The organism is Arenimonas sp. (genome assembly GCF_047602345.1).
GTDB lineage: Bacteria > Pseudomonadota > Gammaproteobacteria > Xanthomonadales > Xanthomonadaceae > Arenimonas.
This window is the reverse complement of the sequence record NZ_JASGHN010000010.1, coordinates 272,938-287,983: the sequence shown is the minus strand read 5'-3', so window position 1 is coordinate 287,983 and position 15,046 is coordinate 272,938. Positions and strand designations below refer to the sequence as shown.

The 15,046-nt window shown below is 65.3% G+C and carries 19 protein-coding genes and 1 pseudogene; 17 read left to right on the top strand and 3 right to left on the bottom strand.

Translation table 11 applies throughout. From position 1 onward, the window contains the following. The first annotated feature begins 150 nt into the window (after positions 1-150). The 15 genes and pseudogenes from QM707_RS14120 (at position 151) to QM707_RS14050 (ending at position 9,936) form a co-directional block, all read left to right on the top strand. Entirely contained in the window at positions 151-522 is a 372-nt protein-coding gene (locus QM707_RS14120; protein WP_415002515.1) for a nuclear transport factor 2 family protein, read from the top strand. Between the two features lie 107 nt (positions 523-629). Next, a complete protein-coding gene (locus QM707_RS14115) occupies positions 630-983 on the top strand; it encodes a hypothetical protein (protein WP_415002514.1) in 354 nt (117 codons plus the stop codon). A 214-nt stretch (positions 984-1,197) separates the two neighbouring features. Further along, on the top strand, positions 1,198-1,614 hold the full coding sequence (locus QM707_RS14110; RefSeq protein ID WP_415002513.1) for a DUF1801 domain-containing protein: 417 nt from the start codon (positions 1,198-1,200) through the stop codon (positions 1,612-1,614). Positions 1,615-1,730: 116 nt separating this feature from the next. Continuing rightward, on the top strand, positions 1,731-2,393 hold the full coding sequence (locus tag QM707_RS14105) for a DUF2306 domain-containing protein (protein WP_415002512.1): 663 nt from the start codon (positions 1,731-1,733) through the stop codon (positions 2,391-2,393). 31 nt (positions 2,394-2,424) lie between these two features. Continuing rightward, on the top strand, positions 2,425-2,829 hold the full coding sequence (locus QM707_RS14100) for a YybH family protein (RefSeq protein WP_415002511.1): 405 nt from the start codon (positions 2,425-2,427) through the stop codon (positions 2,827-2,829). Positions 2,830-2,844: 15 nt separating this feature from the next. Next, positions 2,845-3,141 (top strand): hypothetical protein, encoded by a 297-nt coding sequence (locus QM707_RS14095; RefSeq protein ID WP_415002510.1) that lies wholly within the window; start codon positions 2,845-2,847, stop codon positions 3,139-3,141. A 181-nt stretch (positions 3,142-3,322) separates the two neighbouring features. Further along, positions 3,323-4,423, top strand: a pseudogene (locus QM707_RS14090) (acyltransferase family protein); the annotation flags it as partial. A gap of 138 nt (positions 4,424-4,561) precedes the next feature. Then, positions 4,562-5,443 (top strand): ABC transporter ATP-binding protein, encoded by an 882-nt coding sequence (locus tag QM707_RS14085; protein WP_415002810.1) that lies wholly within the window; start codon positions 4,562-4,564, stop codon positions 5,441-5,443. Then, positions 5,440-6,252, top strand: coding sequence for an ABC transporter permease (locus tag QM707_RS14080; protein ID WP_415002509.1), 813 nt, complete (start codon positions 5,440-5,442; stop codon positions 6,250-6,252). The genes QM707_RS14085 and QM707_RS14080 overlap by 4 nt, the downstream gene beginning before the upstream one ends. Before the next feature lie 42 nt (positions 6,253-6,294). Beyond that, positions 6,295-6,630 (top strand): PadR family transcriptional regulator, encoded by a 336-nt coding sequence (locus QM707_RS14075; protein WP_415002508.1) that lies wholly within the window; start codon positions 6,295-6,297, stop codon positions 6,628-6,630. A 2-nt stretch (positions 6,631-6,632) separates the two neighbouring features. Next, positions 6,633-7,559 (top strand): hypothetical protein, encoded by a 927-nt coding sequence (locus QM707_RS14070; RefSeq protein WP_415002507.1) that lies wholly within the window; start codon positions 6,633-6,635, stop codon positions 7,557-7,559. 7 nt (positions 7,560-7,566) lie between these two features. Then, complete coding sequence (locus tag QM707_RS14065) at positions 7,567-8,265, top strand: hypothetical protein (protein WP_415002506.1); 699 nt, start codon at positions 7,567-7,569, stop codon at positions 8,263-8,265. A 68-nt stretch (positions 8,266-8,333) separates the two neighbouring features. After that, the gene (locus QM707_RS14060; protein ID WP_415002505.1) at positions 8,334-8,546 is read left to right on the top strand and encodes a hypothetical protein; all 213 of its coding nucleotides are present in this window, start codon (positions 8,334-8,336) and stop codon (positions 8,544-8,546) included. Positions 8,547-8,605: 59 nt separating this feature from the next. Next, positions 8,606-9,352 carry an ankyrin repeat domain-containing protein gene (locus QM707_RS14055; protein WP_415002504.1) on the top strand — a complete coding sequence of 249 codons (747 nt, stop codon included), beginning with the start codon at positions 8,606-8,608 and terminating at the stop codon, positions 9,350-9,352. Between the two features lie 38 nt (positions 9,353-9,390). Beyond that, positions 9,391-9,936 carry an STM3941 family protein gene (locus QM707_RS14050; RefSeq protein ID WP_415002503.1) on the top strand — a complete coding sequence of 182 codons (546 nt, stop codon included), beginning with the start codon at positions 9,391-9,393 and terminating at the stop codon, positions 9,934-9,936. Here the strand turns inward: QM707_RS14050 and QM707_RS14045 are convergent. Beyond that, positions 9,933-10,448 (bottom strand): O-acetyl-ADP-ribose deacetylase, encoded by a 516-nt coding sequence (locus QM707_RS14045; RefSeq protein ID WP_415002502.1) that lies wholly within the window; start codon positions 10,446-10,448, stop codon positions 9,933-9,935. The two genes, QM707_RS14050 and QM707_RS14045, sit on opposite strands and share 4 nt — an antisense overlap. 31 nt (positions 10,449-10,479) lie before the next feature. Beyond that, positions 10,480-11,973, bottom strand: coding sequence for a hypothetical protein (locus tag QM707_RS14040; RefSeq protein WP_415002501.1), 1,494 nt, complete (start codon positions 11,971-11,973; stop codon positions 10,480-10,482). A 121-nt stretch (positions 11,974-12,094) separates the two neighbouring features. Between QM707_RS14040 and QM707_RS14035 the strand changes: the two genes are divergently transcribed. Beyond that, on the top strand, positions 12,095-12,649 hold the full coding sequence (locus tag QM707_RS14035) for an RNA polymerase sigma factor (RefSeq protein ID WP_415002500.1): 555 nt from the start codon (positions 12,095-12,097) through the stop codon (positions 12,647-12,649). Continuing rightward, on the top strand, positions 12,646-13,659 hold the full coding sequence (locus tag QM707_RS14030) for a hypothetical protein (RefSeq protein WP_415002499.1): 1,014 nt from the start codon (positions 12,646-12,648) through the stop codon (positions 13,657-13,659). Before QM707_RS14035 ends, QM707_RS14030 begins: the two co-directional genes overlap by 4 nt. Before the next feature lies 1 nt (position 13,660). Here the strand turns inward: QM707_RS14030 and QM707_RS14025 are convergent, their stop codons facing one another. Continuing rightward, a complete protein-coding gene (locus QM707_RS14025; protein WP_415002498.1) occupies positions 13,661-14,941 on the bottom strand; it encodes an acetyl-CoA C-acetyltransferase in 1,281 nt (426 codons plus the stop codon). Between the last annotated feature and the right edge of the window lie 105 nt (positions 14,942-15,046).

The window sequence follows — 15,046 nt, the reverse complement described above, 5'->3', positions numbered from 1 at the left end:
CTTAGGCTGCAAGGATCTCGCCCCGTCATTGCTTGCATGGCTTCGAAGTGTGGCCTGACCATTCATTGGAACAGGCAAGGCCGCACCGGCGTGCGGCGGCCGCTGGGCTCGGGGCCATCCCAGGAATCTCGACTGAAACAAAGAGAGCATATGTCACCCAAGCAACTGGTCCAGGAATGGGTTCGACGATTCAACGATGCGGATATCGACGGCCTCGAGTCGCTGTACGCCGTCGATGCGGTCAACCACCAGGTGGTGACCGATCCGCTCCACGGCCGCGCCGCCATTCGCCGAATGTTCGACATCGAGTTTGGTCGAGCCAAGATGACCTGCATCCCCGAGAACCTCTTCGAGGACGGTGAATGGGCCATCCTGGAGTGGCGCGATCCCGCTGGATTGCGTGGCTGCGGCTTCTTCCGCGTCCAGAACGATCAGATCGTCTTTCAGCGCGGCTACTTCGACCAGCTCTCGTTCTTCCGACAGCAGGGCATTGCGGTGCCGGAGAGCTATCTGGGGGCCTGAGGGTTCATCCGAAGCTGATCCGGACGCCAGGCCCTTTCCGGATGTCCGTGAACATCGCATTCCTGCGTTGCTTTTGACGCGCGCATCGCGCCAGGAGGGAAGTTTCCATGGCAAGAATCGCTGACTTTACGATCATCACCGATAGTTGGGTCTCCGAGTTCGGCGACGAGCAGGTGGAGTTTGAAGTGCCGGACACGCTCCACACCGGATCCCGTTCGGTCCTCGGCTTCATGCTCGAGTTCCTCAACATCGAGGACGCGAGCATCGTCCTGCGCCTGAACGGGGAGAAGATCTGGAACTGGAACTACTCCGACGGAAGACGCGTCCAGTATTTCCAGGAAGTGATCGCCTCCGGCGTCCTGAAGGCCGGGAACAATGTTCTCCGTTTCGACAGTTCTTCCGACGATGCGCGTTCGCTCCGGATTTCCGATGCGGTCATCTGGTGGCAGGCGAGCATCTAGCTTAGTGCCTGGAAAAACCTTGACGTCGGTGCCGCTTGCGGCCCGGCGCGATCAATAAACCCTGTCCAGCCTTTCAAACGGCTGAGGACATGTCAGGGGCTTGGCCGCCGACAGCGCTGTCCGGCCTGGGGCCAGGTTGCCGCACCGGGCGCTGAATTGTTTTACGCTCCTTCCTGGCGGGCACCCTGGAATCCCGCGGCGACCTAGCGCTCCCATGGCCGAAAACAAGACCAAACCCACCGATGCGAGCATCGAGGAGTACATCGCCTCGCGCGCCAACGAACAGCAGGGCAAGGACTGCAAGGCGCTGATGGCCATGTTCAAGAAGATCACCAGGAAGGCGCCAAAGATGTGGGGCCCGAGCATCGTCGGCTACGGCGTCTACCGCTACACCTACGCGAGCGGTCGCACCGGCGAGGCGCCCTTGGCGGGCTTCGCCATCCGCGGCCGCGAGCTGGTGGTCTATCTGTGTTGCGAGAACGAGAACCAGAAGTCGCTGCTGACCAAACTCGGCAAGCACAAGATGAGCAAGTGCTGCCTGTACTTCAAACAGATGGCCGATATCGACAAGTCGGTGCTCGAAGCGCTGGTGATCGATTCGATCGACGACGTGAAGCAGCGCTACGGTTGAGGCCCAGGCGGAAGGTGCGGCCTGCGCCTCTGCGGGTACTGCAGCAAGAACTGCAACCGCCCCCGCCCTGCCCGTATCCATAGGCAACACCGATCCGATTCCCGGAGTCCGTTGCCATGAAAACCCTGGGCTGGCTGAGCATCGCCTTCCTTTCTTTCGCGATTGCGATCCTCGCCATCGCCATCTATACGCTTCAGCCGATGGGTGCGAACCTTCCGGAAGCGATGCGGCTGAGTTTCCTGTCGCACAAGAGCATCGTCTACACGCACATCTTCGCGTCGGCGACCGCGCTGCTGCTCGGTCCGTTGCAGTTGCTGCCGATACTGAGGTATCACTTCCCCTGCATTCACCGCCTCGCGGGCCGCGTCTACCTCGGCATCGGCGTGTTGTTCGGCGGACTTTCCGGGCTGTACATGGCGGCGCACGCCTATGGCGGCATCGTCTCGAAAGCGGGCTTCACCGGTCTCGCCCTGATGTGGCTGTACACCGGCCTGCGCGCGTTCCTGTCGATTCGCCAGGGCCGCGTGGCCGAACATCGCCAGTGGGTCCTGCGCAACTTCTCGCTGACGTTCGCGGCGGTGATGCTGCGCCTGTATCTGCCGGCGGCCGGCCTTTCCGGGATTCCCTTCGACCAGTCCTATCCGGTGATTGCCTGGATTTGCTGGGCGCCGAACCTGATCTTCGTCGAGCTGGTGTTCAATCGCAGGCGTGCTTCGTCCGCGCCGCGCATGCCCCGTCGTCTGGACAGCGAACGATTCGGCGCGAGCGAGCAGGTATGATCGGAGCGCGTCCCCTCCAGGAATAGAAAGAATGAAGTTCCTCAGCGCCGACGAAGCCCGACAGTTCGCCGAGCGCTGGTTGCCCGCCTGGACCGGCAACGATCCCGCCGCACTGGCCGATTTCTATTCCGACGACGCGTTCTATCTCGACCCTGGCATGACGCAGGGCGTGCGCGGCAAGCCCGCGCTGCTGGCGTATTTCACGAAGCTGCTGGCCCACAACCCCGACTGGGTGTGGTCGCAGATCGAAGGCATCCCGATGGAGGATGGCTTCCTGAACAAGTGGCGCGCGCGCATTCCGGTTGGCGAGTCGGTGCTCGACATCGTCGGCGTGTGTTTCGTGCAACTGGACGAGGCCGGCAAGATCCGTCGCAACGAAGTGTATTTCGATCGCTCGGGTCTGCTGGCGGCGATCGCGCAGAAGAAATCGGGCTGATAGCGTCTGACGCGCATGCCCGCCGAATTCCTGTTCGAAATCCTGCTGCGGTTCGTGTTCGAGCTGATCGCTTACGCCGTTGGCTATCTGACCGGCTCTGTGATCGTTCCACTGTTTTCGCTAGGCGCGTATTCCGTGGAGCCGTTTGAAAAGCCTGTTCGCGGCAAGCGCCGACAGCGCAGAAAGCGTTCAAGACCGGAAGACCGTCCCCCGCGCACCGTGTTGGCCGAAACGACCACCATCGTCGGCCTGCTGTTCTGGGTGCTCGTGGCGATCATCGCTTACCTGGCGATGCGTTCGGCGGGCGTCTGATCGCGGCCAAGGCCTTCCCTGGGCCGGGATTCATTATAACTTGTTGTTTTTATTAATATATTCACTGAGCAGATCCGTTCTCGCCCAGCCATATTGACTTACTGTGTGTTGCACAGTACTGTGCGCTCCACGGGTCCGGGCCGCCGTCGGCCGCCTTTCCCCGGTTCCCAGGAGCCAGGCCATGAGCGCCGCCACCCCGGTCCTTCCCGAATCCGACCGCTTGCACGCGCTCGACGCCGCGCGCGGTTTCGCGCTGCTGCTCGGCATCGTGCTGCACGCGACGATGTCCTTCTTCCTGCCGATTCCGGCACAGGACAACTCGCCCAGCACGACGCTGGCGCTGAGCTTCTACGTCATCCATGCCTTCAGGATGAGCCTGTTCTTCATGATCGCGGGCTTCTTCGCCCGCCTGCTCTTCCATCGTCGTGGCGCGCGCGGTTTCGTGGCCGATCGCGCCAAGCGCATCCTGGTGCCGATGACGGCCGGCTGGCTCGTGCTCGCGCCGATCACGATCGGCATCCTGCTTTGGGGGCTATCGCGCACCTTCCCGAACGCGGCGGCGACGGGCGTGGCGCCTCCGCCAATGGGATTCCCGCTGACGCATCTGTGGTTCCTGTACTACCTGTGCATCTTCTACGCGCTGGCGCTGGTACTGCGCGCGGCGTTGATCGCCATCGATCGCGGTGCCGCGCTGCGCACGCGCATCGATGCGATCGTCGGCGGAATGCTGTCGCGGTTCCTCGTGCCCTTCGTGCTGGCGGCGCCCCTGTGCGCGTTGTTGTACCTGTCCCCGGACTGGCCGCTGTGGTTCGGCATTCCCACGCCCGACACCGGCCTGACGCCGCAACTGCCGGCGATGCTCGGCTACGGCATCGCGTTCGGGTTCGGCTGGTGGCTGCATCGGCGCCGCGAATGGCTGGAGGTGTTGCGTGGGCAATGGGCGATCCATCTCGTGCTCGCGATCGCGCTGACGACGCTTTGCATTTCGCTGATCGGCACGACGCCGTCGGTGGATCCCTATGCGATCGCCGGCCCGGCCTCGAATCGACTGGTGTATGCAGCGGCCTATACGCTGTCCATCTGGTGCTGGACCTTCGGCCTGGTCGGCGCGGCATTGCGTTTCTTCGCGACAGAAAGCCCCGCCCGAAGGTATCTGGCGGATGCAGCCTATTGGTTCTATCTCGCACACCTGCCGATCGTGTTCGGCCTGCAGGTGACGATGATGCATTGGCCCCTGCACTGGTCGCTCAAGTTCCCATTGATCGTCGCGATCACACTGGGCCTGCTGTTCGCCAGCTATCACTGGATCGTGCGTCCGGGTTTCATCGGCGAAGTGCTGAACGGGCGGCGTTATCCGCGCCACGCGAAGGCCGAGGCGACGCTGGCGATTCCGACTACGACAGGCGCGGCGAATGGTGCGATGCAGGTCGCGCAGTTGCGCGGCGTCGGCAAACGCTACGGCGAAACACTGGCCCTGGATGGTCTCGACCTGGCGGTGATGCCGGGCGAACTGCTGGCCGTGCTTGGCCCCAACGGCGCCGGCAAGACGACGGCGATGGGTCTTTGGCTGGGTACGCTGCAGGCCGATACCGGCCTCGTGCAACTGATGGGCGGCGCGCCGTCCGACGTGCATAGCCGCCTCGGCATAGGCGTGATGATGCAGGATGTGAACCTCGCGCCGATGTTGAATGCGCGCGAACACATCGCGCTCGCCGCGAGCAGCTATCGCGATCCGCTGACGGTGGACGCGGCGGTGGCGCTGGCCGGCATCGAAGCGTTCGCCGACACGCGTTACAACAAACTATCGGGTGGGCAGAAACGCCAGGTGCAATTCGCGGTCGCGATCGCCGGTCGCCCGCGCCTGCTTTTCCTCGACGAACCGACGGTCGGTCTCGACGTGCAGGCGCGCGAGGCGATGTGGCGCGCGATCCGCGCCCTGATCGCCGAAGGATGTTCGATCGTGCTGACCACGCACTACCTGGAAGAAGCCGAAGCCCTGGCCGATCGCGTCGCCGTCATGGCGAGGGGCCGCCTGGTCGCCGAAGGCAGCGTGGACGACATGCGTGCGCTGGTGATGCGCAAGAGCATCCGCTGCGCCAGCGCCCTGGACGTCGAGTCGATCCGGCGCTGGCCCGGTGTCGTCGATGCCGTGCGCGATGCGCGGCTCGTGCATGTCACCGCCGCCGATGCCGAGGCCGTGGTGCGTCGTTTGCTTGAGGCCGATCCGGCCCTGAGCCATCTCGAAGTACGGCAGGCCAGCCTAGCCGAAGCTTTCACCGAACTCACGCGGGAGGCCGCATGAACACCGTCGCCAATGCCATCAACGCCACGGCCTTCGACCGCCGTCCCTTGCCGGTCGCGCGCCTGCTGCGCGCCTATCTGATGGAAGCGAAGTACGAAATGCTCGGCGCCCTGCGCACGACGGGCTTCGCCCTGCCTTTCATCGCCGTGCCGGTCGCGATCTATGTCTTGTTCGGCGTCATCATCAGTGGCAATGCGGGCGCGCACAGCCCCTTCGGCGCCGGCATCGCGGACTATCTGTTCGCGGGTTTCGCATCGATGGCGGCGATGATGCCCGGCATTTTCAGCGGCGTGATCCTGGCACAGGAGCGCGAAGCCGGCCTGCTCAAGCTCAAGCGCGCGATGCCCTTGCCGCCAGGCGCGAGCATCGTGGCGAAGATGCTGATGGGCATGGGTATCTCGGCTCTGTCGGTAGGCCTGGTCGTGGCGGCGGCGCTGTTCGCCGGTAAGTTGACGATCAGCACGGGCCAAGTCGTGACCATCGCGGCGGTACTCATCGTCGGCACGATTCCGTTCTCGGCGATGGGCCTGCTGATCGGCGCGATGTCGTCGGGTTCGGCCGCGCCGGCCTGGGGCAACCTGCTCTTCTTGCCGATGATGTGGCTGTCGGGCCTGTTCATTCCGCTGCCCGCCTCGCTCGAGCGCTGGGTGATCCTGTGGCCCGCCTTCCATCTCGACCAGCTCGCGCTGGGCCTTGCCGGCGTGAAGCAGTTCACCTATGTGCCGCCCGCACTCGCCGCCGGCGTGTTGGTGGGTACGACGGTGCTGTTCGGCGGCCTGGCGATCCGCCGCCTCGCGCGCGTGGGTTGAGCGAGGTTTACTTCGGGCGTGGAACCACAGACCATTCCGGGCATGGCCGATTCCGACGCTTTCGGAAAACTCGAACTCGAATTGCGGCGCGGTGTCGTGGTATTGGCGACGCTGTCGCAGCTGCGTACGCCGCGTTACGGCTATGAGTTGCGCCAGGCGCTGGCCGAACGCGGCATGCCGATAGAGGAAGGCACGCTGTATCCGTTGCTGCGCCGGCTGGAGGCGCAGGGCGTGCTCGCCAGCGAATGGAAGATCGAAGACGGCCCGCCCCGACGCTACTACGCGCTCAACGACGAAGGCCGCCGCTTGCTCGCCCAGCTCACCGCGTCCTGGCAGGGCATGAACGAGGCGATGCATCGCCTGTTGAAGGAGGACTGAGCATGAACGCGAACGAGCTGATCGAGTCCTATGTCGCCGATGTCGCCGCGCGGCTACCGCGCCGGCAGCGCAACGACGTCGCCTTCGAACTGCGCGCGCTGCTCGGCGAAGAGTTGGCGGGCAAGGCCGAGTTCACCGGACGCGAAGCCGATGCGGCGATGGCGATGGAATTGCTGCGCGGTTTCGGTCGTCCGGCCGATGTCGCCGCGCGTTATCAACCGACGCTGACGTTGATCGATCCGACGGACGGCCGTTCTTTCCTGCGACTGGCTGTCGCCGGCGTGGCGGTCGTCGTCCTGGTGCGGACACTGGCCGTGTTGCCACTGGCGTTGTCGGGATACTGGTTGAGCGCGATCGGCTCTTGGTGGGCTTCGCTGTTCGTGCCGTCCTTGTGCTGGCTCGGCCTGTTGGTCGTCGGTTTTGGTTCCGCTGCTTGGGCGCGGCGACGCTGGCCCGAATCGGCGGAATGGAAACCGCGCGTCGGCGATAACCTGCCGGTGAACCGCGCCGGGCTGGCGATGGGCGTGATCGGCATTCTCTGCGGTGTTTATCTGCTCGCGAACCCGACCTGGTTGCTCGATGTTTTCCTCGGCGGCCGCGCCGCGCCCGCTGCGTACGAGGCGCTGGCGTATACCGATTCGTTCCGCCAGAAGCAGGCGCCGTGGTTGTTTGGATTGCAACTGTTGTTCGTACCGATCTTTCTCGCCTTGATCGTGAAGGGCCGCTGGTCTCCAATGCTTCGCCGGATCTTCGACGTGCATGGACTGTTGCTCTACGCCGTGGCGGCCTGGGCATTGTTCGGCGGGCCCATCTTCCGCGTAGGCGTCGCCGACAGTGCCATGAAGCTGGCGCTGCTGCTCACCCTCGTCTGGATGCTGATTCATTACGGCATGCGCTGGAGCCGCCGCGTGAAGCCGCGGCCGGACTGAGCGCGGAATGCTGCGCGACATCCTCTCGGATCAGTTCAAGCTGCTGGGATTCCGGCAACCGAGTCGCGGCATTGCCGTGCATTGGAAACCGTATCTTGCCTACGGGTTCATCGTCACGTTCCTCGCCGGCGTTGGCCGCTATTGGGATAACCCGAAGGCGCAACTCTGGCAGAACCTGGGGCTCGGTTCGATCGCCTATGTCGTCGTCCTGGCCAGTCTTCTCTGGCTGATCTACTTGCCGTTGCGGCCAGAACGTTGGCAGTTCCGCAACGTGCTGCTGTTCGTCACGTTCTGCTCTGCGCCGGCGCTGCTGTATGCGATCCCGGTCGAACGCTTCATGTCCTTGCCTGCGGCGCAGGCGGCCAATGCCTGGTTCCTCGGCATCGTGGCGTCGTGGCGCGTGGCCTTGCTGATGGTCTTCCTGCATCGGGTGGCCAGGCTCGAGCCTCTGATCGTCCTCATCGCCAGCCTGCTCCCACTCACGTTGATCGTGACGGTGTTGAGCATCCTCAATCTCGAACACGTCGTGTTCAACCTGATGGCGGGCATCCGGGCAGAGGATGCGAGCCCGAACGACGTCGCCTACCTGATCGTGTTGCGGATCACCATGTTCTCGGTGATGGCATTCCCGGCGTTGCTGGTCGCCTATGGGCTGCTGGTGTTCAGGGCGTGGCGAAAGAAGCTTGGGCCCGACCAACCCCGCTGAGTCTTGGACGATAGACCAGGCGTACAATTGCCAACAAACACCGTCGCCTCCGAGAAACGATCCGCGTCATGCTCGATCTGCTGGAACTGCTGACGACGCTTGTCGACCTGGTCATCCGGTGGCGTTTCGCTGTGTCGCTGCTTGTGGCGATCGGCATGGCGGTTCTGGTTCATGGCCGGCTCTCGGGCGATGTCTTCGCCGAAACCCTGACGGCCCTGATCGTCCTCTTGGGAGCCGTTGTCGGCATCGCCTGGGAATATCGGGTCTCGCGCACGCGCTGAACTGGACAGGGCGCGAACGGCGCTATGCTGGCTGCCGTACGCCTTGCGAGGAGTGTGCGATGGACGACAACGAACTGCTTGAACGCATCGCCGGCGGACGCACCGACCATGTCTTCGATCTGCTGCGACGACCGAACCGGGAGGCGCTGTTGACGGGCGGTACGATCCGCCCCCTGCAGTGGTTCGTCTATTACAACGACACGACGGCGTTGAAGGCGGTACTGGAGGCGGAAGGTCGCTTGCCCGGCATCTCGCTGGACGAGGAGCTGGGCCATGCCGCGTTCTTCGGCCACTGGAAGGTCTGCGATTTCCTGCTGGCGCAGGGGGCGAATCCGCGCCACGCGAAAGCCGACAGCGGCGAGACGCCCCTGCATTCGGCCTTGTCGAAAGCAGGCCGTCCCTACTACTTCTACGTCGTGCGCCTGCTGGTCGAACGCGGCGCTGACGTCACCGCGCGTACCGTGCCTGGGGCCGAAACCGGCGCCTTCATGCGCGACGTGCGCTGCAAGGGCGAAACGCCCCTGCATCGCGCCGCCGCCTATGCCGATGCGGAGACGATCGAGTACTTGCTGGCGAACGGTGCCGATCCGTCGGCCCGCGATGCTGCCGGCGATTCGCCCCTGAGCTGGGCCAGTTTCCACCTGCGTCCGGGAAACATCCTTGGCTTGCTGTGCTTCGGCGAACACCGCATCGGTCCGCGCGGGCAGGCGCAGATCACCAGCGATCACGGCTGCGGCTGGGGCAATGGCATGGAGCGCAAACTGCTCGGCGACTATCTGCCGGAGAGCGAAGCAAGGTCTTCCTAGCTTCCGTTATGCTGGCGGCAGCCGTTGTGGAGCGCCGGATGTCGACCAACCGAACGCGAGCCATTCCCTATAGCCGCATGAAACTGGTGCTGCTGGTGCTGGGCGCCATCGTGCTCGCGCTCGGATCGGCCTGGATGGCGACGCTGGACGACGCCACGATCCGCGAGACCCGCCGCCTGGGCAATCCAGTGATAGTGCATGCGCTGGGCATGTTCGGGATCGCATTTTTCGGCCTCGGTGCCGTCTTTGGCCTGTTCAAACTGTTCGATCGCGCGCCGGGCCTGGTGCTGGACGAGCGCGGTTTCAGTCACCGCTCGAGCGCGCTGGCCTCGGGCTTCGTGCCTTGGTCGGACGTGACGGGGGTCGACGTCTACCAGATCCAGCGACAGAAGATGCTGGTGGTGAAACTGGTGAACCCGCAGAAATACATCGAGCAGGGCAACGCTTTCCGTCGCGCGATCAATCGCGCCAACTTCCGCATGTGCGGCAGTCCCATCGCGATCAGCTCGAACGCGCTGGCGATCGACTTCGACGAACTGCGCCGGCTGTTCTGGGACTATCTGTCGAACCGCAACGGATCCTAATCGGGTCGCGCCAGGCGCGCGCGATACAGCGCCAGATCCTCGTCGGAGAAACAGCAGAAGATCACTTCGCGCAGCGACGGCGCCTGAGCGAGCGCAGCGCGCAGCGTGCGGACGGCGATGTCGGTGGCTTCGGCTTTCGGATAGCCGTAGATGCCGGTGGAGATCGCCGGAAAGGCGAGGCTCGTCACCGCTTTCTCCGCGGCCAGTCGCAGGCTGTTGCGGTAGCAGTCGGCCAGCAACTGCGCTTCGCCTTGCAAACCGCCGCGCCAGACCGGACCGACGGTGTGGATGATCCAACGTGCGGGAAGGCGATAGCCGCGCGTGATCTTCGCTTCGCCGGTGCGGCAACCGCCCAGCAACCGACACTCGTGCACCAGCTCCGGTCCGGCGGCTCTATGAATCGCGCCATCCACGCCACCGCCGCCGAACAGGGACGAATTCGCTGCATTGACGATGACGTCCACCGCCAATGAGGTGATGTCGGCTTTCAGCGCAGAGAGTACGGCGGACATGCGTGCATCCTACGCTGCCCGCCGTCGTGTTTCAGGCATCCCGCCCCGTGCCGGCGCCGCATCCCGCATAGCCCGACACCTGTTGCCCCAGCGCGATATCGCGCACCGCCTTCCATCCGCTGCGCGCATCGCCCGTCGGACGAACGACGCCGTTGCCGCCGCGCTGCGCCGCCGGATTGCGGCGATGCGCGTCGGTCAGACGCGGATCGTCGTCGAACAACACGTCGCCCAGGTAGTAGGTGCAACGACCGGGTTCGATGACATGCATGTGGATGTGCTGCGGCGTGCGCGCACCCGGATAGCCGGCCGGGCGGATCGTCAGCAGTTCGTAACGCCCCTGCGCATCGCTGCGTGCCCATCCGCGCAGGCGACCATGCGGTATGCCGGCCATCCGGGGATACTCGCCGTTGTTGTCCGTCTGGTAAGCGTAAACGACGATGCCGGCGCGCGGTCGCCCGGCCGTGTCGCGCACGGTTCCGCTCAATCTCAGGGCTTGGCCGGGCTCATTGGCGGGTGCGATGCGACCGGAAGTCGGAATCTGCGCCGGCAAACCGCGGAAGACCAGTTCGCAGTTCTCGCAGGGCAGGCCGACGATCGGTTCGCGTCCGGTGACGCGATCGCTTTCCGTCTTCCTGTCGCTGACGTCGATGCGCCGGCCTTCGCGCCAGGCGGCGTCATCGAGCTGCCAGTGTGCGGTCGGTTGCAGCACGCGGAAAAGTTCAAGCCGCATCGGTCCAGGGGGCGCGGCGCCCTGCAGTTCGACGCAGCCCTGCGCATCGGTACGCGCCCACCAGCGACGCGACGATGACGACACGCCGACCAGGGCTTCGCGATCGCCTGCGGGCAGTTTCTCGCCGAAGCACAGCGGTCTGCGTTCGGTCGCGTTCTTCGTGAAGGCGATGTGCGCGTCGAGGCGCATCGGCGCCGACCACAGCGCGCCTTTCGGCGTATCCGGATTTCCCTTGGCGACCGCCGTGGCATAAGTAGCCCGCAGGAACTGCATCGCATACGCCGAAGTTCGCCCTAACTGCGCCGGCCAATCGGTCGGGCCGTCGAGCGGCTCGAACGACAACAACAGGCGTCGTTGCGAGAAGACATAACCCCAGGCGCGCTCGTCCAGGTCGCGGCGGAAATCGCGCGAGAACTCGGCCAGTCGCGCCGGCGGCAGCACGCCCACGTACCAGTTGTCGTGTCCGCCTTTCACCGCGGCGAGCAGCGCAGGCGAAGGCTGTCCGCCGGTGAAGACCAGGAAAGGGCGGAAGCGCGGATCGCCGATGCTGGCACTGGTCGCCTGCATCGCGCGCGCGATGCGATGCGCATCCGCCGGCTTCGTACCGACCGGCAGGAAGAGCAGCATGCCCGCATCGTAGCCATGCATGCACATCGGGCAGACGTTGCGGCCCGCATACGGGCCTTGCAGGTGCTCGACATCGACGGCCGGCAAGGCATCCCAGCGGGCGATGCCCGCCGCGGCGACCTCCGTCGACAACAGCAGCAGCAACAGGCAAATCAACCAGGCGCGCATGGCGTTCTCCTTCCGTGTCCTGGCCAGCAAGAGCGCGCAACCGGCGACAGCGTTAACGGCCGGGCTTGTTAACGCAGGGCCCTCTCGCCCACTCTTGCCTGACAGGCCACGGGATCGATCCTTGCACGAGGTCAGCGGCGACATCGGCGGCCCGCAGGCGATCGAACGTTGGGTGCATGAGGCCCGACGCGGATCGCAGGCGGCCTACGCACAGCTGTACCGGCGGTTCGCCCCGCTGGTGCACGGCATCCTGCTGGGCCGCGTCCGGCCAGCGCTGGCCGACGAGCTGACGCAGGAGTGTTTTGCGCTGGCGTTCGCGCGGCTGGCGCAACTTCGCGAGGCGCAACGGTTTGGCGCCTGGATCGCGGCGATCGCGCGCCGTTTGCCGACGACGGAAGTCGCGCGGGAAGTGGCGGTGCAGGACGAGACCGATTTCGCCTCGACGGACGCATCACCGGAACAGCGCTCCGAGGCCGAACGGGTGCTGCGCGCGGTGGCCACGCTGCCCGAGGCGTATCGCGAGCCGTTGATGCTGCGCCTGGTCGAAGGCTTGAGCGGTCCGGAGATCGCGGCATTGACCGGGCTGACGCCGGAGTCGGTGCGGGTGAATCTGCATCGCGGCATGGAGAAACTGCGCGTCGCGCTTGGCGTGAACGCGCGGGGAGAACGAACATGAGCGAAGACAAACACGACGCGTTGTGGAACCCGCGCGAAGCGCAGGCCGACGAAGAGCTGCGGCGCCTGCAGACGCAGCTGGCGCCATTCGGTCTTCGCGCGCGCGGCCGCGGCGAATGGACGCCGCGCGCCATCGCCCGCGAGCAACGGCGACGGTGGCCGCGTTTCGTCGCCGCCGCGCTTGCTGCCAGCCTGCTGCTGGTGGCGCTGAATTCCTATCGCCTGGCCTGGCAGGACGGCGCCGCCTGGCGCGTGCATGGCGACGCTGGCGCTTCGGGCGTGGCGCAGCTGCGCTCCGGCGATTGGCTGCAAACCGGCGCCGATCAATCGTTCGACATCGACGTCGCGCGCATCGGTCGCGTGACGCTGTCACCTGGATCGCGCTTGCAGCTAGTGGAAACGCGGCGCGCGCATCATCGCGTGCGCCTGGACAGCGGTCACATGCGCGCGCGCATCTGGGCGCCGCCGGGGTATTTCGGCGTGGACAGCGATTCGGCCGAAGTCGTCGACCTCGGCTGCGATTTCGACATCTGGAAAGCGGGCGACGGCAGCGGTCGCGTCTATGTGCGCAGCGGCTGGATCGAGTACCGCGTCGCCCGCCGCGACGTGCTGTTGCCGGCCGGTTACGAATTGCGTTTCGACGATTCGCATCCGGCCGCGCCCTTGCGGCCGGACGCATCGCCGGAATTCGCCGCCGCCGTGCTGAGCTTGCAGCAGCAGCTCGACGAGCGCCACGAACGCGCGGCCTTGTCGGCCAATGCCGAGCGCATCGCGAACCTCGCTCGCCAGGTCGACGTCTACACCTTGCTTTATCTCTTGTCGCAACGGCCGGCGCTGGCCGACAGCGCGCTCTATCCGAGGTTGGCGCAGGCCCTGGGCGTGCGCGCGGACGACGCCGCACACCGCGCGGCCTGGGCGCAGGGCGACATCGCTGCGATCAATCGCTGGTGGGACGCTTACCCCAGCCAGCCGAAGCGCTGGTGGTCGAACTGGCCGGATATCCTGCGCTGATTCAGCGCTCGACGATGGCGGCGACGCCCATGCCGCCGGCCGTGCAGATCGAGATCAGGGCGCGACCGCTGCCCTTTTCCTTCAGCAACTTCGCGGCCGTGGCAACGATGCGCGCGCCGGTGGCCGCGAAGGGATGGCCGACCGCGAGCGAACTGCCGACGACATTGAGCTTGGCGCGATCGATGCTGCCCAACGGCGCGTCGAGGCCGAGTTTCTCCTTGCAGAACTTCTCGTCTTCCCAGGCCTTCAACGTGCACAGCACCTGCGCGGCGAAGGCTTCGTGGATCTCGTAGAAATCGAAATCCTGCAGCGTGAGGTTGTTGCGCTTGAGCAGCTGGGCGACCGCCCAGCACGGCGCCATCAGCAGGCCTTCGCCGCCGACGAAATCCACCGCCGCCACCTGCGCGTCCACGAGGTAAGCCTGGATTTCCTTGCCGTGCGCGTTCGCCCATTCTTCCGAACTGAGCAGCGCCGCCGAGGCGCCATCGGACAGGTTGGTCGAGTTGCCGGCGGTCAACGTGCCCTTGCCCGAAGTCTTGTCGAACGCGGGCTTCAGCGTCGCGAGTTTTTCCAGGGTCGTATCGGGGCGCAGGATGCCGTCGCGTTTCTGTCCGCGGAAGGGCACGACGAGATCGTCGAAGAACCCGCGCTCGTATGCCGCGGCGGCCTTGCGATGCGATTCGAACGTCAGCTGGTCCTGCGCTTCGCGCGGGATCTGCCATTCCTTGGCCATCATCTCGCAATGCTGGCCCATGGACTTGCCGGTGCGCGGCTCGCCGACACCGGGGAATTCCGGCTTCAGTTCGGAGAAGGAGAAACCTTTCAGCATCGCGCCGATGCGCTGGCCGAAGCTCTTCGCCATGTTGGCGTTGAGCAGGCGGCGACGCAGGCGCGGGTTCACCGCGATCGGCACGTCGGAGGTGGTGTCGGAACCGCCGCCGATACCGGCTTCGATCTGGCCGAGCGCGATCTTGTTGGCGACCAGCACGACGCTGTCGAGACCGGTGCCGCAGGCGCGCTGCAAGGTGATGCCCGGCGTCAACGGCGACAGGCCCGACGACAGCGTGGCCTCGCGCCCGAGATTCCAGTCGGACGAATGCTTGAGCACGGCGCCCATCGCCACTTCGCCCAGCACTTCGCCCTGCAGACCGAACTTCTCCACCAGCGCGCCGAGCGTCGTGATCGACATGCCGAGATTGCCGACATCGAAGTAGGCGGTGTTGTTCTTCACGAAGGGGATGCGAACGCCTCCGAGGATGGCGACGCGGCGGACGGGTTTCATGGCGGTTCCTTGCGGCGGGGCCCGCGCCGGGGCGCTGGCATAATCTGGGATTCCCTAGCTTACCGACCTCGCCCGGGGATTCCAAACCCTGGCGTATGGAACGCA

What these genes read in the sequence shown, in the direction of transcription:
- QM707_RS14120 (WP_415002515.1), top strand. Translation starts at nt 151, where the DNA reads ATGTCACCCAAGCAACTGGTCCAGGAATGGGTTCGACGATTCAACGAT.
- QM707_RS14115 (WP_415002514.1), top strand. Translation starts at nt 630, where the DNA reads ATGGCAAGAATCGCTGACTTTACGATCATCACCGATAGTTGGGTCTCC.
- QM707_RS14110 (WP_415002513.1), top strand. Translation starts at nt 1,198, where the DNA reads ATGGCCGAAAACAAGACCAAACCCACCGATGCGAGCATCGAGGAGTAC.
- QM707_RS14105 (WP_415002512.1), top strand. Translation starts at nt 1,731, where the DNA reads ATGAAAACCCTGGGCTGGCTGAGCATCGCCTTCCTTTCTTTCGCGATT.
- QM707_RS14100 (WP_415002511.1), top strand. Translation starts at nt 2,425, where the DNA reads ATGAAGTTCCTCAGCGCCGACGAAGCCCGACAGTTCGCCGAGCGCTGG.
- QM707_RS14095 (WP_415002510.1), top strand. Translation starts at nt 2,845, where the DNA reads ATGCCCGCCGAATTCCTGTTCGAAATCCTGCTGCGGTTCGTGTTCGAG.
- QM707_RS14085 (WP_415002810.1), top strand. Translation starts at nt 4,562, where the DNA reads ATGCAGGTCGCGCAGTTGCGCGGCGTCGGCAAACGCTACGGCGAAACA.
- QM707_RS14080 (WP_415002509.1), top strand. Translation starts at nt 5,440, where the DNA reads ATGAACACCGTCGCCAATGCCATCAACGCCACGGCCTTCGACCGCCGT.
- QM707_RS14075 (WP_415002508.1), top strand. Translation starts at nt 6,295, where the DNA reads ATGGCCGATTCCGACGCTTTCGGAAAACTCGAACTCGAATTGCGGCGC.
- QM707_RS14070 (WP_415002507.1), top strand. Translation starts at nt 6,633, where the DNA reads ATGAACGCGAACGAGCTGATCGAGTCCTATGTCGCCGATGTCGCCGCG.
- QM707_RS14065 (WP_415002506.1), top strand. Translation starts at nt 7,567, where the DNA reads ATGCTGCGCGACATCCTCTCGGATCAGTTCAAGCTGCTGGGATTCCGG.
- QM707_RS14060 (WP_415002505.1), top strand. Translation starts at nt 8,334, where the DNA reads ATGCTCGATCTGCTGGAACTGCTGACGACGCTTGTCGACCTGGTCATC.
- QM707_RS14055 (WP_415002504.1), top strand. Translation starts at nt 8,606, where the DNA reads ATGGACGACAACGAACTGCTTGAACGCATCGCCGGCGGACGCACCGAC.
- QM707_RS14050 (WP_415002503.1), top strand. Translation starts at nt 9,391, where the DNA reads ATGTCGACCAACCGAACGCGAGCCATTCCCTATAGCCGCATGAAACTG.
- QM707_RS14045 (WP_415002502.1), bottom strand. Translation starts at nt 10,448, where the DNA reads ATGTCCGCCGTACTCTCTGCGCTGAAAGCCGACATCACCTCATTGGCG.
- QM707_RS14040 (WP_415002501.1), bottom strand. Translation starts at nt 11,973, where the DNA reads ATGCGCGCCTGGTTGATTTGCCTGTTGCTGCTGCTGTTGTCGACGGAG.
- QM707_RS14030 (WP_415002499.1), top strand. Translation starts at nt 12,646, where the DNA reads ATGAGCGAAGACAAACACGACGCGTTGTGGAACCCGCGCGAAGCGCAG.
- QM707_RS14025 (WP_415002498.1), bottom strand. Translation starts at nt 14,941, where the DNA reads ATGAAACCCGTCCGCCGCGTCGCCATCCTCGGAGGCGTTCGCATCCCC.